Raw genomic sequence first — 22,382 nt, forward strand, 5'->3', positions numbered from 1 at the left:
AATTAAATCCAATGTTTTCTTACGTTGAATTTTTTTGTCTCAGTTTCTAAAAAATTATTTATAAAGTACGTTGCTTTCGGCACCTCAAACTTAGATAAATTAGATTTTTCATAATTAATATCTTGTTTTAAACCTTCAATTATTAAAATTAACTTTTCACCTAATTTTTTATCAGGAATTCCTGCTACAAAAAAACGTTTAGTAATAATTTTAGAAAGTTTATCTTCTATTTTTTCGGGATGTAATTTTATACCTCCAGAATTAATTACATTATCAAAACGACCTAACCATTCAAATTCTGTGTTAGAAATTAATTGAACAACATCATTTGTTTTTACTACTTCATCCGATACTTTAGAGGCTTTAATTACCAAACAATTTCTATCATCTATATAAATAGTTACATTTGGTAATGTTTGATAAAAACTAGGCTTGTAATCTATTTTATTAACATTTTTTACAGCTATATGTGTAATTGTCTCTGTCATACCATAAGTAGCAAGAACAGAAGTAGAAATATTTTTTACTTTATCTACTAGATCATTTGACATCACACCACCACCAACAATTAATTTTTTAATTAAATGTATTTTAGAAAGTGAATTTTCTAACTGCAAAGGAACCATCGCAGAAAAATCATATTCTTTATCGATGTTTTTTAAAGGAAAAGAATTAGAAGTAACCACATCTAATTTCCACCCCAAAACAATAGCTCTAACTAACATTAATTTACCAGCAATATATTTGATTGGCAAACATAATAAAGCAGTTGTATTCTCTTTTAAAAAAATAACTACCTGTAGCTTTAGCAGAATTAATTATAAATTCCTTTTTTAATAATATTGATTTTGGTTTTCCGGTAGAACCCGATGTTAACACAGATATATGGTTATCATTAGAAAACCAACTTTTTAAAAATTGATAAATTTCATCAGAAAAGTTCTTAGAAAAATCAAGAATTTCATCAACTGAAGAAAAAGATTTTCCGTTTAACTGAAAATTTCTATGATATTTATTCTGCTCCAATATCTTCTAATATTCTATAGTTTTCTGTTAAGTTAACCGGTTTATCTATTCTACCTGTTAATTTCTCTAACCAATTCGTCCATTTGTACTTTTTTGCAAATAACAATAACATTAAAGGATATAGAACCAAAACTGGCACAAACATTTCCCAAGTTACAGATGGCTCGGAAGTATCTACAAATAATGCATCAGTTTGAAAAACCATCCAATCTGTAGTTATTAAAAATGCAGCCAACATATTATTTGCTGCGTGTAAACCTAAAGCTATTTCCGTTCCTTCATCCATTAAAGTAGTAACTCCGTAAAAAAACCAGTTCCAATATAAAAAACCATTGTAATATAACCTAGTTTTTCTACTTCTGGATTAGCACCATGTAACAAACCAAAACAAACTGAAGTAATAATTAAAGGAATCCATCTGTTTTTAGCTAATACTCCAATACCTTGCATAAAATAGCCTCTAAATAACAATTCTTCTAAACTTGTTTGTAAAGGAATTATTAAAACTGAAATAGTAACTAAAATAAAAAATGGTTTTGCATTAAAATTAAATGTATAATCTTCTGGGGCTAATAAAATACCTAAAAAAGAAAGAATAACTACAAGAGTACCCCAACTTAAAAAACCAAACCAAAAACGTTTCCAATCAATTTTTCTTCTACTAGTTACAATAGAATTTATTGCTCTTTTATGAACATATTTAATTCCGATTAGTAAAAAAGCTAAACCTACAGCAAACATAAAGAGCATTAAAAACAAAAATAAATTTTTGTTAATTCCTAAACTCATAAAATTATCTTCTGCCGCTTTTGCAAATTCTGTTAAATTTTCTGAGTAAGCAGCTGCAGCCATAATTAATGGAATTGCTCCAATAATTTGCCAACCAATAAAAACTAAAACAATAGTTAATACCCAATGATACCACTCATTATTTCCTTTAAACGCTTGTTGTATATAATTCATTTTTATAAAATGTGATTCTGAAAAAAAATCAGGATTACGATAAATTAAAATTCCATTTTAAATTAGGATTGTATCCTAAATTTCCTTTTTTAACTTCTAATGGGCTATCAAAATTATTGGTAAATAATCCGCCAGTTCCTAACCCTTGTGGCAAATCATTTTTTAAAGAATGTGTAAATTGAGCAATTGCATTTAAACCAATATTACTCTCCAAGGCAGATGTAATCCACCATTTACAATTAATTTCTTCAGCAAATTTAACCCATTCTTTACTACCAGCAAAACCTCCAATTAAACTTGGTTTTAAAATTATATATTGAGGGCTAATGGTTGTTAATAATTGTTTTCTTTTATAGGATGAAAACACACCTATTAACTCTTCATCTAAAGCTATTGGCAATGGAGTTTTTAAGCATAAATTAGCCATTTCATCTACTTGACCTTGTTTAATAGGTTGTTCTATAGAATGAATACCTAATTTAGATAATCTTTGTAGTTTATTTAAAGCGTTTTTGGGGTTGAAAGCACCATTTGCATCTACTCTTAATTCTATTTCATCTGCTGAAAATTCATTTCTAATAGATTTAAGCAACTCTATTTCAGTTTCGAAGTCTATGGCTCCAATTTTCATTTTAATACAAGAAAAACCAGACTTCAACTTGTCTTTAATTTGATTTTTCATAAACTGCTTCTCTCCCATCCAAATTAAACCATTAATTGCAATTTCTTTATTTCCTTTTGTAAATTCTGAAGGGAATAATTCAAACTTATTATTACTTAATAGTGATAAAAAAGCTTGTTCTAATCCAAATTGAATTGACGGAAACTCAGAGAGTTCTTTTAATAGAAAATCTAATCCTAAATTAATATTATTACAAACCCAAATTAGTTTTTGTTCATAATTAACAACATCATCAAAACTTAAGCCTCTAAATAAGCCCGTTTCTCCAATTCCAATTTTAGAATTTTCTTTTAAAATAATAAACCAGGTTTCTTTTGTTTTTAAGATTCCTCGTGATGTTCCACTTGGATTCTTAAAATTAAGAATGTATTTTTTATAGTTCGCTTTTATCAAAAGAATTGTTTATTGTTTTTCTATATAAGTTTTAAAATTATTTAAATACGTTTGATCTTGTTCTTTAAACGTTCCTTTAAAATAAGGAAACATACAAGCCATAATAAAAGAATCACTTTGGCAGCTAGAATTTAAAGTTATAATTGTTTTTCCGTCTTTTTCTGTAAAAACATAATCGTCTGTTTTTAACATATTTTCTGCATCAAAAAACAGGGTTACTTTTTCATTGGGTACAAATGCCATTACTTTTTCTGTCATGGTAATTTCTTGTCCTTGGGCATCAATTACTATTTTATAAACATTTCCTGTTATTCCAATATTCTTATTTACAATATCAAAAGATTTAATTTCTGGAATCCATTTTTTTATATTTCCAGGATTATTAAATGCTTTAAAAGTTTTCTCTACAGACTTGTTTATTGTAATTTCAGTTTTATAATTTGTTTCTTTAATTATTAAACCAGTAGCAAAAAAACAAGTACTAAAGCTGTAATAATTCCTAAAATTATTTTTATAGTTTTCATAAAATATTATTTTAAATAAATGTATTTGTTATTCCGAATAGCAGTGCAAATAAAAATGTACTTAAGGCTACTTTTTTTAGTTCACTATCTAATTCTGCAGGAATTCTATTGTCTGAAACCGTTTTAAGGTTTTTAAACAATGGAATAAAAGCTACTAAAAAAGTAAACTGATAGATAGTTTTAAACTCTAAAAAAACAAAAAGTAATGCAGATATTAATGCGCTAATTATTAAAAAATAATGGTATTTTTTTGCTTTATCATTACCTAGTTTTACAACTAACGTATTTTTATTGTTCTTTTTATCTTCTTCCCTATCTCTTAAATTATTTAAATTTAAAACTGCAGTACTTAATAAGCCCAAAGAAATAGCGGGTAAAAATATATTAAAATTAATTTGCTTAGTAAATAAAAAATAAGAACCTACAACACTTAATAATCCAAAAAACAGAAAAACAAAAACATCTCCAAATCCACTATAACCATAAGCAGAATTTCCTACTGTGTATTTAATAGCAGCAACTATTGAAGCAATTCCTAGTCCTAAAAACAATAAAGAAAATCCAAAATTTTCACTACCAAAAGCTACAAATATTAAAAATAAAGCAACTACTAGAGTAATTATTGTTGTAATAACCATTGCTACTTTCATTTGTTTTGGAGTTATTACTCCTGACGAAACCATTCTAGCTTCTCCTGTTCTATTTTTATCTGATCCTTTAACTCCATCTCCATAATCATTTGCAAAATTAGATAATACCTGAAAACCGATAGTTGTACAAATAGCTAACCAAAAAACTGGAGATAATAAAATCGATTTCGAGCCTCCAAAAACTGCATAATTCCCCAAAATGGATCCCACAATAATACCAGAAATAGATAAAGGTAGCGTTCTTAAACGAGCAGCCTTTATAAAACTTTTTACATCCATGAAATCTTACTTGTTTCTACTTTAAATAATGTATAATTATAAATTTTTATTGCATCTTCAAAATTAATTGAAGGAATTTTAATTTTTCCAGAAGCAGTTTGCAATATTAAATCTGCTACTTTATTTCTTTCTTGAAAAATATTTTGCTTCATTTTTATATTCTGAACTTTAAATATCTCTAAATATGTATGATGCGTTTCAAATAAACCTTTACTAACCATCAACATATCATCAGTAATTTTATAAAACCTTTTATTTACTTTTTTAAATATTAAGAAAATTAGAAGAGGAACTACCAAAATAATTGAATAAAAAATTTCTTCCTTTTTTAAAAATAAATAAAGTGTAATATATAAAATTGTTAATACTAAAAAGGAAGTAAATAATAATCTTCTTTTATAATAGCTATTAGAAAATTTCTTTTTAGCTTTTTCTAATTCCTCAAAATTAAATAGACTATTTTTTATCGTTTCAACTTGATTTTTTTTACAACCAACTATACGTATTAATTTATTTTTTTCTTATTAATTTCTCCGCTAACAGTCTGTTTAAAGGTAATATAAGATATACCTACCATTTTTTTAAAAGGGTTTGTAGATATTGTTATATTCTGTACTTTTTGCTTTTTTAGTACAATTGTTTTTTTTGTGAATAAGCCTTGGTTTATTTCAAATGCATCTTCTTTTAAATATGCCGATAAATTAAAATGGACTAAAAAAATTCTTACAAAAGAACTTAAAAAGGCAATAAGAATTAATGAGAAAAGCAATATAATAATAAACAAAAAGCTTGTAGATACTGTATTAGTTCTAGCTTCTATAAAGCCATCTAAAGAAGATGCTTTCCCAAAACTATCTATAATTTGTTCTATTTGTTGAAAAAAACCAAGTAGAACTGCAAAAAATAAGAATAAATTTTGAAGATGATTTTCTGTTAAACTTACTTTAAAAAGTTCTAAAAAACCTATTCTTACAAATGGTTTAGAGTTTTCATTGGTTAGAATTTCACTATCAAACTCGGCATTATTTGTAATAATTTCTTTTAAAGCTTTTGCTTTTTCTAAAGACAATGCTTTAATTGCTATTTCTGTATTACTAGAACCTGCTGTTTCTATACTTACTTCGAAAACACCTATAATTTGTTGAATTATATTTTGTTTAAAATTGATATTTTGAATTCGGTGAAATGCTATAGATGTATTTGTTTTATTTAAAATTCCACTTTTTAAAATAAAATGATTTTTATCTATTTTAAATTGAAAATTTTTATAAACTAGATAAGCTCTCACTAAGAAAAAAATAAAAAAAACCTAATCCTAAATAAAAATATGAGACACCTAAAGCTTTAATTTTAGAAAAATCTTTTATAATTAAAAAGAGAAAAAACCACGTAAATTTTATACTCTTAATTAAAATATTAAAATAGATTACAAAAATCCCTTTTGGAGATTGTTTGGTGAAATTCGAAAAATCAAAAGAATTATTCATTAATTTTAAAGCTAATGAATTCTTTAATTTTTAGAGCCGTTTCTCTTGTAATTCCATTAATTTCGAGATCATCACTACTATCTCCTGCTGTATAAACGCTTAATGATGCTAAACCAAATAATCTAGAAATAGGTTTTTCATCTGTTTCTACATGTTGAATTCTAGAAAAAGGAACTGTAGTCATTTTTTTTACCCAAAGACCCGATTTGTAAGAAATATCTTTTTCTCTTATTGCATACATTCTTTTAGGCAAACCAAATAATAAATGTAGGAGTCCATAAATAAAAAGCACAACAAAACCTAAGTAAATATAAATCATATTCGCTTTTATTTCTTCAGAAAAAACAAACAGATCTAATAAAATTAATCCTACTAAAAGAGGAATAAATATCAAAAAAAACTGATAAGAATTACTTTTAAATAATTTTTATCAATTTTTTTAAATTCAATATTGGTAATATTAGGTAAATCTATAATTAAATCATTTGTAAATTGATTCATAAATATTATAGGTTATTTGCCTCTGCAATTAATTCTGCTATATCTTTTACTAAAACTTCTGCTTCTTTTTCTTTAAATTTTATACCATCAGTCATCATTGTATTACAATAAGGACATCCTGTAGCAATAATATTAGGTTTTGTAGCTAAAGCATCTTCTGTTCTTAAAACATTAATATCTTTATCTCCTTTTTCTGGTTCTTTAAACATTTGTGCTCCACCAGCTCCACAACATAAAGCTGTAGATTTATTACGTTTCATTTCTGTTAAATTAACACCTAATCTTTTTATTAAATCTCTTGGAGATTCATAAACTTCATTAGCACGACCTAAATAACAAGGATCGTGAAAAGTTACTTTTTTACCTTTTAAAGTAGAATTATTAATTTTTAATCGACCTTCAGAAATTAAATTTTGAATAAATTGTGTATGATGATACACTTCATATTTACCACCTAAAGATGGATACTCATTTTTTAATGTGTTAAAGGAATGTGGATCGCAAGTAACAATCTTCTTAACCTCATAACCATTTAAGACTTCAATATTCATCATTGCCTGCATTTGAAACAAAAATTCGTTTCCAGATCTTTTTGCAGCATCTCCTGTAGAAGATTCTTCGGTTCCTAAAACTGCAAAATCTACTTTAGCTTCATGTAAAATCTTAACAAATGCTCTTGATATTTTTTTGGCTCTATCATCATAACTTCCTGCTGCTCCAACCCAAAACAATACTTCTGGTTGTTTTCCTTGAGCCATCATATCTGCCATTGTAGGTACTATCATAAATTATAAATTTTGAATTATGAATTATGAATTATTACAATTCGTAATTGATAATTATTAATTAAAAAATTATTTTTACTCTTCATTTGCCCAATTCAATCTATCTTGTTGATTGTATTGCCATGGAGCACCATTGTTTTCGATGTTTGTCATCATCATATTTAATTCTTGTGGAGCTGCACTTTCTTCCATCACTAAATATCTTCTCATATCCATAATAATAGATAATGGATCAATATTTACTGGGCATTCTTCTACACAAGCATTACAACTAGTACAAGCCCATAATTCTTCCGGAGAAATATAATCGTTTAATAATTGTTTTCCATCATCAACAAAAACACCTTTATTTTCATCTATATTTTTACCAACCTCTTCTAAACGATCACGAGTTTTCATCATGATATTTCTAGGTGATAATTCTTTACCTGTTAAGTTTGCAGGACAAGAAGATGTACATCTTCCACATTCTGTACAAGTATATGCGTTTAATAATTGTACCCAATTTAAATCTGTAACATCAGAAGCTCCAAACTTTTCTGGTACAGCATCTTCAGCTCCTTCTGCAGGTGCTGCATAAGGATCTGCATCTGGATCCATCATTAATTTAACCTCTGTAGTAACTGCCTCTAAATTATTAAACTGCCCTTTTGGGTTTAAATTTGCAAAATAGGTATTTGGAAATGCTAAAAGAATATGCAAATGTTTCGAATAGTATAAGTAATTTAAGAAAACTAAGATTCCTAAAATATGAATCCACCAAGAAGTTCTTTCTATTGTATGCAATGCATCTGGAGAAAAACCATCAAACAAAGGCACAATAAACTGACTTATTGTATTACCTACTCCTGCTTCTTGAAAATGAACATCTGCTGCATTCATAATTAAAAATAAAGACATTAATACCATTTCGAAATAAAGAATATTGTTACCATCATTTTTGGGCCAACCTTTCATTTCTTTACTTAAAAACCTTTTTATATTTGATGCATTTCTACGAAACCAAAAAATAACTACTGCTACAAATACTAGTGCTGCTAAAATTTCGAAAGTTCCAATTAAAAAACCGTAAAAATTATCTCCTAAAAGGCCACTAAAAACTCTATGTGTACCAAATAGCCCGTCAATTATTATTTCTAAAACCTCGATATTAATAATAATAAAACCTACATAAACAATAATATGCAAAAATCCAGATATTGGTCTTTTTACCATTTTAGATTGCCCAAGAGCTATCATCATCATGTTTTTTAATCGCTCAGATTTATTATCTGTTCTGTTTACATCTTTTCCTAATTTGATATTTCTAGACAACTTGCGAATATTAATCACAAAAAATCCAATTCCTGCTATTAAAGCAATTGCAAAAAATAGGTTTGGTAAGTATTGCATAGTAAATTAAAGGTATTTTATTAATCGAATATTATTTATTCGTTTGGTTATTCTTATTATTCTCAGCGTTATAAGATTTTGCTCTTTTTCCAAATAATGAAAAGTGAACAAACCTCTTAGGGTTTAATTTCATTTCTCTTAATAACTCTTCTAATTCTTTAGATACGTTGGTTAAGTTGGTATACATTGCATCATCATTTACAAATTTACCTATAGATCCTTTACCTTTATCAATACCATCTAATAAAGAATTTACAGATGTTAATGTCATTTCTGCTTTTCTCATTATATCTCCTATATTAGAGTTGGCTAGTGTATCTGTTATTTTAGTTAAATTACCTGTTATCAATTTAGTGTTTTCTAAAGTTTCTTTAAAACTTACAGAACTAGAATCTAACATAGTATTTACAGACCCTAATGTTTTTCTAATATAAATAATTGTTAGCTCTAAACCTTTAACTGATCTTTTTATACTCTCTGAAGTTTTCTTGTCTAAAACATTATTTATTCTTTGAAAAAGTGTATCTGCGCTTACAATTACATTTTCCATTTTAGTTTGAATTGGATCTAATTTTTCGCCAATTGAAGTAAACAAACTAGATTCTATTTCTCCTTTTAAATAATCTCCAGAAACAGCATGTTCTCCATCATAACTTGGTATAATAGCTAAATTTGAACCCGATAATGGGTTTGGAGAATATATTTTAACAATACTGCTTTTAGAAAATTCAATATCATTATCCATAGAAAACTTAACTACAAGTTGCCCTCTTTTTTCTGGTGTATCTATAAAATCAATATCATCTACCTGACCAACTTTTAAACCATTTATAGTTACTAGACTTGCTTCTGTTAACCCACCAACATTAGTATATTCTACCTTAAAGTATCTACTACTTGGTTTAAAAATATCGTGCCCTTTTAAAAAGTTAAAACTCCAAAAAAAGCAATTATGATTAAAATTAAAACAATTCCTGTTTTTAATTCTTTAGACATGAATAGAAATTTAACAACAAAATTACTAATAATTTTTCTTAGAAACTATGAAAACTACTGCATTTTACGAGCTTCTTTAACAGAGATTTTTTCTCCATTTTTAAAAGCAGTTATAAATGCAGATTTATATCCTTTCTGTTTCGTTAATTTTAAAGACTCTAAAACCTTAGAGTATTTATTAGAAACTCCATAATAGTATTTATAAAAATTTCCAATTTTTACTCTTGTTACATTATCTAAACCTTTAAAATTGTATGCTTTTGTAGGTAGATAATTTCTACTTGAAGAAATCTGAACTTTAAATTCAATATCGGTTTTTACCTCATCTTTTTCTTCTACAATATTTACTACCGTATTTAACTTTAAGTGATTTACATAACTTTTAACTGCATCTGCTACAGCTGTTCCCATTTGTAATTGCCCTTTTTTAGAGTTTAAATATCTTCCTTCGTATTTATTTGTTAAAAAGCCTAACTCAACTAATACACTTGGCATAATCGTTTCTCGTAATACTTGAAAATTATCTTGTTTTACTTTTCTATCTAATCTTTTTAATTTTTTTGTAAAATTAGCTTGTATTAAACTCGCAATTTCTAAACTTTTATCTAAATTTTCTTCTTGTAAAAGAGACAATCCAATAACAGATTCTGCAGAATTAGGATCAAATCCTTTATACTTGTCTTTATAATTATCTTCCAATAAAATTACAGCATTCTCTCTTTTTGCTATTTCAAGATTCTTTTTATTACCCCTTAAACCAAGAACAAATGTACCAGCACCATAAGCGTTAGAGGTATGAGAATCGCAATGAATAGATACAAATAAATCTGCTTTTGCAGTGTTTGCAATGTCACCCCTTTTCCAAAGGTCTATAAATGTATTCGTTTTTCTGGTATAAATTACTTTTATGTCTTTTATTTTAGCTAAATTTTTACCTACTATTAAAGCTACTTTTAAAGCAATATCTTTTTCTTTGTATCCGTTTCCTAAATTACCTGGATCTTTACCACCATGTCCTGCATCTATAACTATAGTGTAATTTCTTTGTCCGAAAACATGTGCAGATGAAGATAAGAATATTGAGAAAATAAATATTAAAAAAAATAGGTTTTTCACTTTGGTATTAAATTTGTGGATTAGTAGAAAAATGATCAATAAAATTTAACTAATTTTGGCATCTTAAATTTGGTGTTCCAAATATTGAGCCATACTTTTACTTTGTACAAAAATAGTATTTATAGCATTGCAAACAAACCTATCATACATACTTTTATTTTGCAGCTTCTTTTTTATAAAGATGAGTTTTGGGCAAGATATTAAGACTTCTAAAAAAACTATAGTTCCTTTAGTTAAAAGAGATTCTATAACCTCTAAGAAAAAAGACTCTCTTTATAAAACTAAAAAAGACAGCTTACTACTTAAAAATATAGATACAATTGCTAAAGATTCTATAAAACCTAAAGAAAGTGTTGAAGATATTATTACACATATAGCAAAAGATTATACGATTCAAAATGCAAAAGACAAAACTGTTACTTTATATAACGAAGCAAATATTACGTATACAGATATCGATTTAAAAGCTGGTATAATTATTATCGATTATAAAAAAACACTCTTTTTGCTAAAGGAATAAAGGATAGTACAGGATATGCTCAAAGACCAATTTTTAAACAAGGTGGGCAAGAATCTGAACAAGATTCTATACTTTATAACTTTAAAAGTAAAAGGGCTTTAATTTATGGCTTAAAAACTAAACAAGGCGAAATGTTTACTTACGGTGAAAAAACCAAACGTGTAAACGACTCTACAATTTATGTACGTAAAATTAGATTTACAACTTCAGAAAAAGAAAATCCTGATTATTACATTGCTACAGATAAAGCCAAATTGGTTCCTGGTAAAAAAATAATTGTAGGTTTAAGTAATTTAGTTTTAGCTGATGTGCCAACTCCTCTTTTCTTACCTTTTGCATATTTCCCTATGAGTGAAACAAGTGTATCTGGTTTTTTAATTCCTGCTTTTGATACTGGAAGTAGTAATAGAGGAATCGGTTTTCAAAATGGGGGATATTACTTTGCTTTAAGTGACTATGCCGATTTAACAGTTTTAGGTGATGCATATTCTAACGGGAGTTGGGGTACAAGAATATCTTCTAACTATAGAAGTCGTTATAAATACAGTGGAATTTTTAGTCTTAATTTCGAAAATATTATTAATGGAATTAGAGGATTTGAAGATTATAGTAAATCTAACAATTTTAACATTAGATGGTCTCACAGTCAGGATGCAAAAGCTAGTCCTAACTCAAGGTTTACAGCTTCTGTAAATGTAGGTAGTAGTAGCTTTTTTAGAGAATCTTTAAATCAACTAAATGTATCTCAAACCCAAAACAACACATTTAATTCTTCTATAAATTATAGTAAAACATTTGTTGGAACACCTTTTAACATGGCTGTTACCGCATCTCATCAACAAAATACAAATACAGAAAGTATAACAATGACTTTACCTTCTTTAACTCTAAATATGAATAGAGTATATCCTTTTGCTGGTGAAGGTGGTGTTAAAAAGAACCCAATTCAAAAACTTGGCTTTAACTATAACATGCAAGGTCAGTATTTAATAAACACTACAGATGACGAGTTTTTTACTAGTAAAATGTTTAAAACTGCAAAATCTGGAGTTCAACATAAAACAAGTACAAATACTAACATAAAGGCCTTTAAATATTTTACTTTATCACCAAATGCTAGTTACCAAGAAAATTGGAATTTCAACCATATTTCAAAAGAATATGATCCTATAAATAACGAAGTAGTAACCGATACTTTAACAGGTTTTAAAACATATAGAACTTACAACGCTGGAGTTAGTTTAACTACTAATATCTATGGTACTTTTAATTTTAAAAAAGGAAGATTAAAAGCTATAAGACACACATTTAGACCCTCAATTTCGTATTCTTACAGACCCGATTTTGGTACTAAATTTATTAAAGAAGTTCAGCAAAGTGCAGACCCTTTAGACCTACAAAATTATACGATTTTCGATCAAAGTTTATACAGAGCTCCTTCAACAGGAGTAAGTAACTCTATTGGTATAGCATTAAATAATGTTTTAGAAGCAAAAGTTGCACCTAAAGATCCTGATAGTGATGAAGAAGATGAAAAAATAATGCTCTTAAACAATTTAAATTTTAACGCTTCTTATAATATTGCGGCAGATAGTTTACGTTGGTCTAATGTTGCCTTTAGCACCGGTACAAGATTATTTAAGGATAAATTAGCTTTAAATTTTAGCGGATCTTTAAACCCTTATCAAGTAAACGATAATGGTCAAAGAATAAATAAATTTAATTCAAACCTTTTTAGATTAGAAAGAGCTTCATTAACAGCAAACTACTCCTTATCTAGCGCTGATTTTGATAAAAGCTCTCAAAATGATAATAAAGATAATCGAAATGGAAATGGAGCAAACAACCCAACAGATGTAATGGGAGCAGAAATTGACCCTACCAATAATAGGTTTGGAAGACAAAGCAACAACAATACAAAAAACAAAACAACAAAAACAAATTTATATAGAGCTAAAATACCATGGTCTTTAAGCCTGGTATACGCAGCAACATACGGCAACAATGGTATAGACCCTGGTGAAGTAAGTATTCATACAGTTGGCTTTAGTGGTAATTTAGAATTAACTCCAAAATGGAAAGTTGGTTATTCTTCTGGTTATGATGTTAAAAATGGAGCTTTTTCTTTCTCTAGGTTTAATTTTTCTAGAGATTTAGATAGTTGGCAATTCAATTTTAATTGGGTACCATTTGGTAGAGTATCTTCATACACATTTTTTATTGGTGTAAAATCTTCTACGCTTTCAGATTTAAAATGGGATAAAAACAAACCACCAGATAGAAGGTTATTTTAAACCTATAAAAATTAATAACATCAAACTTTTAAGTCTAAATAAAATGAAAAAAATAATAACTACAACTAAAGCTCCTGCTCCTATTGGACCATACAATCAAGCAGTTTTAAGTGGTAACACTTTATATACTTCTGGTCAAATTGCCTTAGACCCTAATACGGGTGAACTTATATTAGATTCTATCGAAATAGAAACTAAACAGGTAATGGAAAACATGAAAGAAGTTTTAGCAGCAGCAAAAATGACTTTTGAAAATGTAGTAAAAACATCAATCTTTATTTCTGACATGAATCAGTTTGCAGATATTAATAAAGTTTATGGCAGTTACTTTAACGAAGAAACTGCTCCTGCAAGAGAAACTGTAGAAGTTGCTAATTTACCTAAATTTGTTAACGTAGAAATTAGCATGATTGCTATTAAATAGCTCTCATTAATAAATCTGCAGTGGCAGGATTTGTAGCTAAAGGCACATTGTGTACATCGCAAATTCTTAATAACATAATAATATCGGGTTCATGAGGATGTTTTGCATGTGGATCTCTAAAAACAAAACCATATTACATTTACGTTCTGCTACTCTACTAGCAATTTGAGCATCTCCTCCAATAGGTCCGGATAAAAATTTAGTAACAGTAAAGCCCGCTTTTTCTGCTTTAGCACCTGTTGTTCCTGTAGAAATTAATTGTATGTTTTTATTCTTTAAAGTAGCTTTGTGTTCATTTAAAAACTGAACCATTTCTGCTTTTTTGCCATCATGAGCAATAATTGCAATTTCCATAAATTATCTTTTAAAATTAAGTCTAAAAATAATTAAAGCCTGATAGAACTTGTCCTATCAGGCTTTATTATTATGTTAAGATTATTTAACTACAATGTTGCAGCATATTCAATTAAATCTACAATTTTAGTGGAGTACCCCATTTCATTATCATACCAAGAAACAACCTTTACAAAGTTATCGTTTAAAGCAATACCTGCTTTGGCATCAAAAATAGAAGTTCTTGTATCTCCTACAAAATCTTGAGAAACTACTAAATCTTCTGTATAGCCTAAAACACCTTTCATTTCTTCGCTTTCTGAAGCAGTTTTCATAGCCGCACAAATTTCTTCATAAGAAGCCGACTTTTCTAACTTTACAGTTAAATCTACAACTGAAACATCCATTGTAGGAATTCTAAAAGCCATTCCTGTTAATTTTCCGTTCATAGCAGGAATTACTTTCCCAACTGCTTTAGCAGCCCCTGTAGAAGAAGGAATTACGTTTCCTATAGCAGAACGTCCACCTCTCCAATCTTTCATAGAAGGACCATCTACAGTCTTTTGTGTTGCAGTAGCAGCATGTACAGTTGTCATTAACCCTTCTGCAATACCAAAGTTATCATTTAAAACTTTGGTAATTGGAGCTAAACAATTAGTAGTACAAGAAGCATTAGAAAAAATCTTCTGATCTGCTTTTAACTCAGTATTATTTACCCCCATAACAAACATAGGAGTATGATCTTTAGAAGGAGCAGATAAAACCACTTTTTTAGCTCCAGCCTCTAAATGCTTACCTGCTAATTCTTCTGTTAAGAAAAACCCAGTAGATTCAATTACATATTCTGCACCAACTTCATCCCATTTTAAGTTCGAAGGATCTCTTTCTGCAGTAATTCTAATTTCGTTACCGTTTACAATTAATTTACCGTCTTTAACATCTACAGTTCCTTTAAAAGCCCCATGAACTGAATCGTATTTTAACATGTATGCCAAATAATCTACATCTAATAAATCATTAATTGCAACTACTTGTACATTATCTCTTAACACTGAAGATCTAAATGCTAATCTACCAATTCTACCAAATCCGTTTATTCCTACTTTAATCATTTTGTTCTTATTGTTTATTATACAGACATAATGTCTGAAACTCTAATTAATTCCTTATTTATTTTAGATTGCCCTTTAATCGCTCTTTCTAAAGGTGTAACAGTAATTTTATCATTCATTAAACCAACCATTAGATTAGATTTACCGTCTAATAAACTTTCTACTGCTTTTACTCCCATTCTACTTGCTAAAACACGATCGAAACATGAAGGCGAACCACCTCTTTGCATATGCCCTAAAACAGATACTCTAACCTCATATTCTGGCAAGTGTTCTTCTACATAATCTTTTAACTCAAAAACATTTTTACCTGTTTTATCTCCTTCAGCAACAATTACTATACTTGAAGACTTACCAGACTCTTTACTTCTTCTTAGAGACTCTAACAGTCTTTCTAAACCTAAATCTTCTTCTGGTATTAAAATTTCTTCTGCTCCAGCTCCAACTCCAGCATTTAATGCTATATGGCCAACATCTCTACCCATTACCTCCACAAAAAATAATCTATTGTGAGATGAGGCTGTATCTCTAATTTTATCTATAACATCTACAACAGTATTTAAAGTAGTATCGTATCCTAAAGTGTGCGAAGTTCCTGCTATATCATTATCTATAGTGCCAGGAATTCCCATTACCGGAAAGTTAAATTCTTGATTAAAGACTAAACCTCCAGTAAAACTACCATCTCCACCAATAACCACTAAAGCATCAATATTTGCTTTTTTTAATTGATTGTAAGCTGCTTGCCTTCCTTCTTTAGTTCTAAATGCTTTTGATCTAGCAGATTTTAAAAAAGTTCCTCCTTTATTTATAATTCCTTTTACACTACGTGCATTTAAATCAATAAAATCGCCTTCTATCATACCTTCATAACCACGGTAAATACCAGCACATTCAATTTTATAAAACGCACATGTTCTTACAACAGATCTTATTGCTGCATTCATTCCTGGTGAATCTCCACCAGACGTCATTACTCCTATTTTTTTAATTTCTTTCATAAATATTGTGATGTAAAATTACTGATTTTAAGTGATTCAAAATAAAAAAACTACGAAATCGTTATAGCGCTAAACCCCTAATTTTAAAAGAGAAATAGAAAAATAAGTTCGAAAACGTTTTCGTTATTTTTGGTATAAAAACAAAATCAATTAATTCCCTTCAAAATTAATTAACTTCTTAGATTTAAGTTTTAATGTGTCTTTCTTTTTAGCTTTCTTAAGCTTCTTTTTCGGCTTCCTTTTTAAACCAATTTTAGAAAGTAAACCAGATAAATTATTAAAATTTACTTGATAAGATAAACCTACGCCTTGAGTGTAACCTTCTTCTTCTGTAGAATACTGTATCTCGTTTTGTCTATTAAAAATGGTTCCTCTAAAGTTACCCTCTTTATTTAATAAAACTTCTATCTTAACCTCTCCAACCACACTAGACTGGGTTTGTGCTCCTACTGGAACACCTACTTTTCCGTTTATAATAACTCGATCACTAACTTGAGTACTTACAGATAAATCTACTTGATTATCTATATTTAGCCTATCAATATCATTACCACTATCTCCCTGTTGATAATCTACCCCTAATTGAAACTTACTATCTGGGCTATTTAATAAACTAGAAAATGCTGCCGCAATTGCACTAGATGCAGTACCAGTTAGAGTATTATTAACATCAAAATTTACTTTATCCGGATTTCTAAAAGTTCCAAATGCTAATAAAGAAATAAACTGAGTTGTTTTTTCATTTACGTTATTATCATTTAAAATAAATTCCAACTCACTTGCTATAGTAGGATCAACATTTGTTAATTGAATATCTAATTCTTGCTTAGAACTAAATAACCCTCCTGTAATTCTTGTTACAAGGTCTATTTCTTCTTTTCTATTTGAATTAAAATTTTCCAATAAAACACCTGGGTTTGCTTTTGCTTTATAAACAGCAGTAACATCTAAATTAGCTTCATAAGGGTTACCATTCCAAGAAACAGTACCTCCTTTTTGAATTACAAAAGGTTTATTTATTATTCCACCATATTTAAAATCATACACTCCACTGCTTATGGTATAATCTCCAAACATATTAAATTTACTTCGAGTATCTATTCTAACTTGAAGATTACCAGATCCTCTACCGGTTAACTGACTTCCATTAACCTCATCAATTACCACTTGTGCTTCAGCTTCTTTAGTTACCTCTAAATCAATCTTTAAAGTCAATCCTTTTATAGCTTCTTCTGCTATTTCTCTTTGCCTATCTTCTACTAGAGTTTCATCAGATTTAAAATGAATTAATTTATAATTATCAACAGTTTCAATATCTTTTAAAGGAACTACAAATTTAGTTCCAGCATTTGTTTTTGCATTAATATCAATTGTCAACTGGTCAGTTAAACCACTTATACTAACACTTCCGTCCATAAAAGCGGTTCCGTAATATTTAGCTTCTTCTGTATCTTTTGTATCTAATACTAATAAATTATTAGTATCTATTTCTAAGTCTAAAAACCATTGATCAAAATTCTGATGAGATATATTTCCTAAAAACCTACCTTTTGTATTATGCTTAGTATCTCTTAATTTAATATCTTCTAATATAAACGATTGCTCTCTTAACGAAATTACAGATTCACCTTCAAAATCATAATCAACATTTAAGTATGGGAATTTTAATCCAGCATTTTTTAAACGTAAACTGCCTTCCATATCTGGATTCCCAAGAAAACCTTTTAAATTAAATATACCAGAAACACTTCCTCTTAAAGAAGAAATTACATCTTTTCCCAAAGGACTAAATGCTTCTAAGTTGTATTCTTCTAAAAAAACTTCCAAATCAATTAATGGTCTTCTTCGAGAAAAATCTAAAGCTCCTGTTGCTGCAATACTTTTTACCTTTTCATTATTTATAGATAAGTCTACATTATATTTTTCATAAGAATTATCTCCAATAATATTTATAGACAAGTCTCCTTGTTTAAACTCATTAACCTCAAAACCTTTAATTACTAAAACAGCTTCGGGACTATATATATTTGCTTTCTGTACAAAATCTAAATTACCAGATACTTTCCCTTTTAAATTTAAACTATCTATTTCTGGTAAAAAACTTTGGAGTTTTACTTTTGTAAAATCAGCCAGCAAAACTTTCTCAGTATCTCCTATTAAGTTACCTGTAAACTCTACCTTTTGTTCTCCTGAAACTAATTTAAATTGACTAAATACGAATTCGTTGTTCTTTAAATCGAAAGTAATTTTATCTGCATTTTCATTTTCTGGATTGATATTCCAAGCAGTATCTTTTAAAACAAAAGTAGATTTCTCGAAACCTATAACCGATTTTTCTTCTGGATTAATTGTATAGAAAAAGTCTAAATTAAATTCTTCGTTCTTCTTCTTTCCTCCATTAAAAACCGATTTAAAATACAATGTATCATTTTGTGTTAAATTAAGTAGGTTTAATTTAGACACATTATAATACTTAGTATTTACTTCAGAAGCTGTAAGATGTGAGTTATAAAGTGGATTTTGATTATCTGTTCTTAACAAAATATCTTTAACTTCATTTCCATAAGCATCTACTCTAGGAGAAGAAAACGTAAGCTTTAATTGATTTTTATTCGATTTAATTTTTCCTTTAATTTTTGTGTTATCATCGATTGATACTTCAGGAAAAAACACATTTACAATTTGATTGTACACCGTAAAATTAAAATCTAAAAACTGATTTGGTGCAACTTCAAAAGGCTTATAATTGGTATAAATACTACCTAATGCATTTTGGGCAACAGGCAATAACTCAGAAAATGTAAATTTTCCAGAAAAATAACCTTCTGCAATATCTTTAGAGACAACATCAATCTTTTTAATACTGTCTTTTACAGAAGAGGTTACTTTAAACTCTTTAAAACTGAACTCCTTTTTTTGATTGGTGTAAAAAACATTTTTAAAAGTAGCGTTTCCAACAATATCATCAAACGTGTTACCTTCAATATCTATTTCAACATTTCCTTTTAGTTCTGCAATACTATCTCTTGTAAAAAGATTAGTTTTTTTAAGTTTAAGTAAACAATATCAGACTTAAAATCGAATTTATTAACTGTAGTAGATAAATCTGCTAAACCATTAAATTTCATTTTAAAATTCTCGTCTTCAATATTTAATTCTCCATCAAACTTATTATTTTGATATTGACCATTAGCAGTAATATTTTTATAACTATATTTTTTAAATTGAAGCTCAGAAACACTACCAATAAAAGAAGTATTAATATTATCTAATTTAAAACCACTACCATTTACATCACCTTTTAAAGAGATTAGACCAAATAAAGGATCATTAAAAAAGACACCTATATCAAAATCATTTAACTCTATATCTCCAGTATATTCTGCAAAATCGATATCATCTATACTTGTAATTTCCAAATCTGAAGTAGTAGACCCTATTTCTGAATCTACATTAACACTTGCCTGCATTTGGTCTGGTGTAACTTTTACTTTTCCTTTTAAAACGAACTTACCAAGTTTCTCGAATTCTGTAGGTAGAGACTTCCCTAAAACGTTAGGTAATATATTTTTTAACTCATTATATGTAGCAGTTAAGTTTTTTAAATCTCCATCAAAAACAAAACCTCTTTTGGTGTCTACCACATTTACAAAAGCTAAGTCTCCTTGAACTTTAATTCCGTTTCTTGAAGACAAGTTTAACTTCTTTAAAACAAAATTATTTAATTTACCTTTTAAGCTTCCATTAAAATCTAATACATCATTACCACTTAATTCTCTATAAAAATTTTTAATATCTTTTACTGCTACTTTACTTTTTCTAAAATTTGCTTGAATGTTAACCCTATCATTAAAGTAAGCTAAATCTTCTCTTTTGTATTTAAAAAAATATCTGCATTTATATCTGTTATTCTAGTTTGCAATTTTGTGTTTTTAAATACCATTGCTGTGGTAGAATAAGAAAAATCTGTTGTTAAATTTGATACTTTTAAGCCATAATAATCTGTAAAATATAAACCTCTAATTTTGGTAGAAAAGTCTGGACCAACAATTGCTAAATCTTGTAAATTACCACCAGCATTATAAACAGCATAATTAACAGGTTCTTTTTTATTAGCATTAATTAATTTAAAATTAAGTTTATTTACATAAACATTAGAAGTTTTTAATACAAACGGATTCGTTAAAGAATCTCTTGGCTTTCCATCATCAAAAGCATCAATAAAAACTGATAAATTATCGTTTTTTTCACCTTTGTAGGTTTTCATATAAAAATCTACACCATCTAAAGATATATTTTTTAAAGTTACTTCATTCTCAATTATTCTTTTTGCGTTTAGTAATGAAGTGCTTAATTTTTGAACAAAAATTAAAGTATCTTTATGATGATCTCTAATTTTTACTCCTTTTAACTTAACACTCCCCAAAAGAGAAAAATCTACTTTTTCAATGGTTAAATTTGTATTATAATCTTCATTAATAGTATTGGTTAAATAACTTCCAATTTTAGTTTGTACAACTGGTATAGAAAGTATAATACTAAGCAACAACAAAAAGAGCACAAAGTACCCTAGCCATTTTAGTATTTTTCTCCCTATTTTTTTGATGATAATCTAATTTATAGTAGTTGTAATTTATTAACTAATGCAATCAAAAATGTTGCCATTTATTACAAATAACGTGCAAATTTAACAAACATTTAAATTTCTATTCTTAAAAAGATGAAGCATAGATAAAATTATACTTAATTTTGCATTAAAATAAGTTTTTTTGATGGATAAACCAGTATATATTTTAGGAATCGAATCTTCTTGTGACGATACAAGTGCATCAGTTATTTGCAATGCTAAAGTTTTAAGTAATGTTGTTGCAAACCAAGAAGTACACGCTAAATATGGTGGTGTGGTTCCAGAATTAGCTTCTAGAGCGCATCAACAAAATATTGTACCTGTTGTGCAACAAGCTTTAGAACAAGCAAATATTACTAAAGATCAATTATCTGCAATCGCTTTTACAAAAGGTCCTGGTTTAATGGGTTCTTTATTAGTTGGTACTTCTTTTGCAAAGTCTTTGGCTATGGGTTTACAAATTCCTTTAATTGATGTAAACCATATGCAAGGTCATATTTTAGCACATTTTATAGATGAAACCGATTGTAAAATTCCAACCTTTCCTTTTATATGTTTAACCATTAGTGGCGGTCATACTCAAATAGTAAAAGTTTCTAATCATTTTGAAATGGAAATTTTAGGCGAAACTATTGATGATGCTGTTGGTGAAGCTTTTGATAAATCTGCTAAAATATTAGGTTTACCTTATCCTGGTGGACCTTTAATTGATAAACATGCTAAATTAGGAAACCCAAAAGCGTATAAATTTACCAAACCAAAAGTTGGCGATTTAGACTTTAGCTTTAGCGGATTAAAAACTGGTATTCTTTATTTTATTCAAAAACAAGAGCGAATGAATCCTAATTTTATCAAGGAAAATTTAAATGATATTTGCGCGTCTATACAAGGTACCATTGTAGAAATTTTAATGGATAAATTAAAAAATGCTGTAAAACAAACGGGTATTAAAAACATTGCAATTGCTGGTGGAGTTTCAGCAAATTCTGAGATTAGAAGTAGATTGCTTTTAGCTGAAAAACATTTTGGATGGAACACTTATATTCCTAAATTTGAATACACCACAGATAATGCTGCAATGATTGCAATTACAGGTTACTTAAAATATTTAAATAACGATTATGCAGATGTATCTGTTACTGCAAAAGCTCGTTTAAAAGTTACTGAATAAAAAATGAAGGATTTTAAAAATAGACTTTTATTTAACATCCATTATTTTCTTTTTTGGGTTGGCTACTTTGTTTTTGCTCGTATATTTTTTCTTATTTATTATTTTA

At 28.1% G+C, this 22,382-nt stretch carries 23 protein-coding genes and 1 pseudogene; 4 read left to right on the forward strand and 20 right to left on the reverse strand.

The annotated features are described in order from the left end of the window. Positions 1 to 2: 2 nt before the first annotated feature. From N5A56_RS07920 to N5A56_RS07980, 14 genes are all read right to left on the reverse strand, one after another. Positions 3 to 755, reverse strand: a complete 753-nt coding sequence (locus N5A56_RS07920; RefSeq protein ID WP_337994780.1) for an acyl-CoA synthetase family protein — start codon at positions 753 to 755, stop codon at positions 3 to 5. After that, the gene (locus N5A56_RS17420) at positions 730 to 1,026 is read right to left on the reverse strand and encodes a hypothetical protein (RefSeq protein ID WP_337994781.1); all 297 of its coding nucleotides are present in this window, start codon (positions 1,024 to 1,026) and stop codon (positions 730 to 732) included. The genes N5A56_RS07920 and N5A56_RS17420 overlap by 26 nt, the downstream gene beginning before the upstream one ends. Next, on the reverse strand, positions 1,013 to 1,312 hold the full coding sequence (locus N5A56_RS07925; RefSeq protein ID WP_274270315.1) for a hypothetical protein: 300 nt from the start codon (positions 1,310 to 1,312) through the stop codon (positions 1,013 to 1,015). Before N5A56_RS07925 ends, N5A56_RS17420 begins: the two co-directional genes overlap by 14 nt. Further along, entirely contained in the window at positions 1,312 to 1,989 is a 678-nt protein-coding gene (locus tag N5A56_RS07930) for a CPBP family glutamic-type intramembrane protease (RefSeq protein ID WP_274270316.1), read from the reverse strand. Before N5A56_RS07930 ends, N5A56_RS07925 begins: the two co-directional genes overlap by 1 nt. A gap of 34 nt (positions 1,990 to 2,023) precedes the next feature. Beyond that, positions 2,024 to 3,064, reverse strand: coding sequence for an o-succinylbenzoate synthase (locus tag N5A56_RS07935; RefSeq protein ID WP_265724973.1), 1,041 nt, complete (start codon positions 3,062 to 3,064; stop codon positions 2,024 to 2,026). Positions 3,065 to 3,073: 9 nt separating this feature from the next. Continuing rightward, entirely contained in the window at positions 3,074 to 3,322 is a 249-nt protein-coding gene (locus tag N5A56_RS07940; protein ID WP_274270317.1) for a hypothetical protein, read from the reverse strand. A gap of 277 nt (positions 3,323 to 3,599) precedes the next feature. Then, entirely contained in the window at positions 3,600 to 4,517 is a 918-nt protein-coding gene (menA, locus tag N5A56_RS07945; RefSeq protein ID WP_265724975.1) for a 1,4-dihydroxy-2-naphthoate octaprenyltransferase, read from the reverse strand. Further along, positions 4,508 to 4,816, reverse strand: a complete 309-nt coding sequence (locus N5A56_RS07950; protein ID WP_274270318.1) for a PH domain-containing protein — start codon at positions 4,814 to 4,816, stop codon at positions 4,508 to 4,510. Before N5A56_RS07950 ends, menA begins: the two co-directional genes overlap by 10 nt. 206 nt (positions 4,817 to 5,022) lie before the next feature. After that, positions 5,023 to 5,805 (reverse strand): PH domain-containing protein, encoded by a 783-nt coding sequence (locus N5A56_RS07955; RefSeq protein WP_265724976.1) that lies wholly within the window; start codon positions 5,803 to 5,805, stop codon positions 5,023 to 5,025. A gap of 191 nt (positions 5,806 to 5,996) precedes the next feature. Continuing rightward, on the reverse strand, positions 5,997 to 6,323 hold the full coding sequence (locus N5A56_RS07960; RefSeq protein ID WP_274270319.1) for a PH domain-containing protein: 327 nt from the start codon (positions 6,321 to 6,323) through the stop codon (positions 5,997 to 5,999). A 187-nt stretch (positions 6,324 to 6,510) separates the two neighbouring features. Beyond that, positions 6,511 to 7,290 (reverse strand): (Fe-S)-binding protein, encoded by a 780-nt coding sequence (locus N5A56_RS07965; RefSeq protein ID WP_265724978.1) that lies wholly within the window; start codon positions 7,288 to 7,290, stop codon positions 6,511 to 6,513. 75 nt (positions 7,291 to 7,365) lie between these two features. Then, positions 7,366 to 8,682, reverse strand: coding sequence for a 4Fe-4S dicluster domain-containing protein (locus N5A56_RS07970; RefSeq protein ID WP_265724979.1), 1,317 nt, complete (start codon positions 8,680 to 8,682; stop codon positions 7,366 to 7,368). Between the two features lie 31 nt (positions 8,683 to 8,713). Next, positions 8,714 to 9,667, reverse strand: coding sequence for an MlaD family protein (locus N5A56_RS07975; protein WP_337994835.1), 954 nt, complete (start codon positions 9,665 to 9,667; stop codon positions 8,714 to 8,716). 65 nt (positions 9,668 to 9,732) lie between these two features. Then, on the reverse strand, positions 9,733 to 10,794 hold the full coding sequence (locus tag N5A56_RS07980) for an N-acetylmuramoyl-L-alanine amidase family protein (RefSeq protein WP_265724980.1): 1,062 nt from the start codon (positions 10,792 to 10,794) through the stop codon (positions 9,733 to 9,735). Positions 10,795 to 10,975: 181 nt separating this feature from the next. Between N5A56_RS07980 and N5A56_RS07985 the strand changes: the two genes are divergently transcribed. The 3 genes from N5A56_RS07985 to N5A56_RS07995 all read left to right on the forward strand — a co-directional run bounded on the left by N5A56_RS07985 (position 10,976) and on the right by N5A56_RS07995 (position 14,032). Continuing rightward, on the forward strand, positions 10,976 to 11,314 hold the full coding sequence (locus N5A56_RS07985; RefSeq protein WP_274270320.1) for a hypothetical protein: 339 nt from the start codon (positions 10,976 to 10,978) through the stop codon (positions 11,312 to 11,314). 131 nt (positions 11,315 to 11,445) lie between these two features. Beyond that, entirely contained in the window at positions 11,446 to 13,608 is a 2,163-nt protein-coding gene (locus tag N5A56_RS07990; RefSeq protein ID WP_274270321.1) for a putative LPS assembly protein LptD, read from the forward strand. Positions 13,609 to 13,651: 43 nt separating this feature from the next. Then, positions 13,652 to 14,032, forward strand: a complete 381-nt coding sequence (locus N5A56_RS07995; RefSeq protein ID WP_265724982.1) for a Rid family detoxifying hydrolase — start codon at positions 13,652 to 13,654, stop codon at positions 14,030 to 14,032. Here N5A56_RS07995 and N5A56_RS08000 read toward each other — a convergent pair. From N5A56_RS08000 to N5A56_RS08025, 6 genes and pseudogenes are all read right to left on the reverse strand, one after another. Continuing rightward, positions 14,025 to 14,386, reverse strand: a pseudogene (locus tag N5A56_RS08000) (methylglyoxal synthase). The gene N5A56_RS07995 and the pseudogene N5A56_RS08000 sit on opposite strands and share 8 nt — an antisense overlap. An 89-nt stretch (positions 14,387 to 14,475) precedes the next feature. Beyond that, on the reverse strand, positions 14,476 to 15,477 hold the full coding sequence (gap, locus tag N5A56_RS08005; RefSeq protein ID WP_265724984.1) for a type I glyceraldehyde-3-phosphate dehydrogenase: 1,002 nt from the start codon (positions 15,475 to 15,477) through the stop codon (positions 14,476 to 14,478). A 17-nt stretch (positions 15,478 to 15,494) separates the two neighbouring features. Beyond that, on the reverse strand, positions 15,495 to 16,478 hold the full coding sequence (gene pfkA / locus N5A56_RS08010; protein WP_265724985.1) for a 6-phosphofructokinase: 984 nt from the start codon (positions 16,476 to 16,478) through the stop codon (positions 15,495 to 15,497). A 150-nt stretch (positions 16,479 to 16,628) separates the two neighbouring features. Beyond that, on the reverse strand, positions 16,629 to 19,265 hold the full coding sequence (locus N5A56_RS08015; RefSeq protein WP_274270322.1) for a translocation/assembly module TamB domain-containing protein: 2,637 nt from the start codon (positions 19,263 to 19,265) through the stop codon (positions 16,629 to 16,631). A gap of 218 nt (positions 19,266 to 19,483) precedes the next feature. Next, entirely contained in the window at positions 19,484 to 20,173 is a 690-nt protein-coding gene (locus N5A56_RS08020) for a hypothetical protein (RefSeq protein ID WP_265724988.1), read from the reverse strand. A gap of 164 nt (positions 20,174 to 20,337) precedes the next feature. After that, positions 20,338 to 21,024, reverse strand: coding sequence for a hypothetical protein (locus N5A56_RS08025; RefSeq protein WP_265724989.1), 687 nt, complete (start codon positions 21,022 to 21,024; stop codon positions 20,338 to 20,340). 226 nt (positions 21,025 to 21,250) lie between these two features. Here N5A56_RS08025 and tsaD point away from each other — a divergent pair, with 226 nt between their 5' ends. Beyond that, complete coding sequence (gene tsaD / locus N5A56_RS08030; RefSeq protein ID WP_265724990.1) at positions 21,251 to 22,276, forward strand: tRNA (adenosine(37)-N6)-threonylcarbamoyltransferase complex transferase subunit TsaD; 1,026 nt, start codon at positions 21,251 to 21,253, stop codon at positions 22,274 to 22,276. The last annotated feature ends 106 nt before the right edge of the window (positions 22,277 to 22,382 follow it).

Source organism: Polaribacter ponticola (genome assembly GCF_026191475.2).
Taxonomy (GTDB): Bacteria; Bacteroidota; Bacteroidia; order Flavobacteriales; family Flavobacteriaceae; genus Polaribacter; species Polaribacter ponticola.

Excerpts from the sequence above, each read along its gene's own strand:
- N5A56_RS07925 (WP_274270315.1), bottom strand. The coding sequence starts at position 1,312 with ATGGATGAAGGAACGGAAATAGCTTTAGGTTTACACGCAGCAAATAAT.
- N5A56_RS07930 (WP_274270316.1), bottom strand. The coding sequence starts at position 1,989 with ATGAATTATATACAACAAGCGTTTAAAGGAAATAATGAGTGGTATCAT.
- N5A56_RS07940 (WP_274270317.1), bottom strand. The coding sequence starts at position 3,322 with ATGACAGAAAAAGTAATGGCATTTGTACCCAATGAAAAAGTAACCCTG.
- menA (WP_265724975.1), bottom strand. The coding sequence starts at position 4,517 with ATGGATGTAAAAAGTTTTATAAAGGCTGCTCGTTTAAGAACGCTACCT.
- N5A56_RS07960 (WP_274270319.1), bottom strand. The coding sequence starts at position 6,323 with ATGATTTATATTTACTTAGGTTTTGTTGTGCTTTTTATTTATGGACTC.
- N5A56_RS07965 (WP_265724978.1), bottom strand. The coding sequence starts at position 7,290 with ATGATAGTACCTACAATGGCAGATATGATGGCTCAAGGAAAACAACCA.
- N5A56_RS07970 (WP_265724979.1), bottom strand. The coding sequence starts at position 8,682 with ATGCAATACTTACCAAACCTATTTTTTGCAATTGCTTTAATAGCAGGA.
- N5A56_RS07985 (WP_274270320.1), top strand. The coding sequence starts at position 10,976 with ATGAGTTTTGGGCAAGATATTAAGACTTCTAAAAAAACTATAGTTCCT.
- N5A56_RS07990 (WP_274270321.1), top strand. The coding sequence starts at position 11,446 with ATGTTTACTTACGGTGAAAAAACCAAACGTGTAAACGACTCTACAATT.
- N5A56_RS07995 (WP_265724982.1), top strand. The coding sequence starts at position 13,652 with ATGAAAAAAATAATAACTACAACTAAAGCTCCTGCTCCTATTGGACCA.
- gap (WP_265724984.1), bottom strand. The coding sequence starts at position 15,477 with ATGATTAAAGTAGGAATAAACGGATTTGGTAGAATTGGTAGATTAGCA.
- pfkA (WP_265724985.1), bottom strand. The coding sequence starts at position 16,478 with ATGAAAGAAATTAAAAAAATAGGAGTAATGACGTCTGGTGGAGATTCA.
- tsaD (WP_265724990.1), top strand. The coding sequence starts at position 21,251 with ATGGATAAACCAGTATATATTTTAGGAATCGAATCTTCTTGTGACGAT.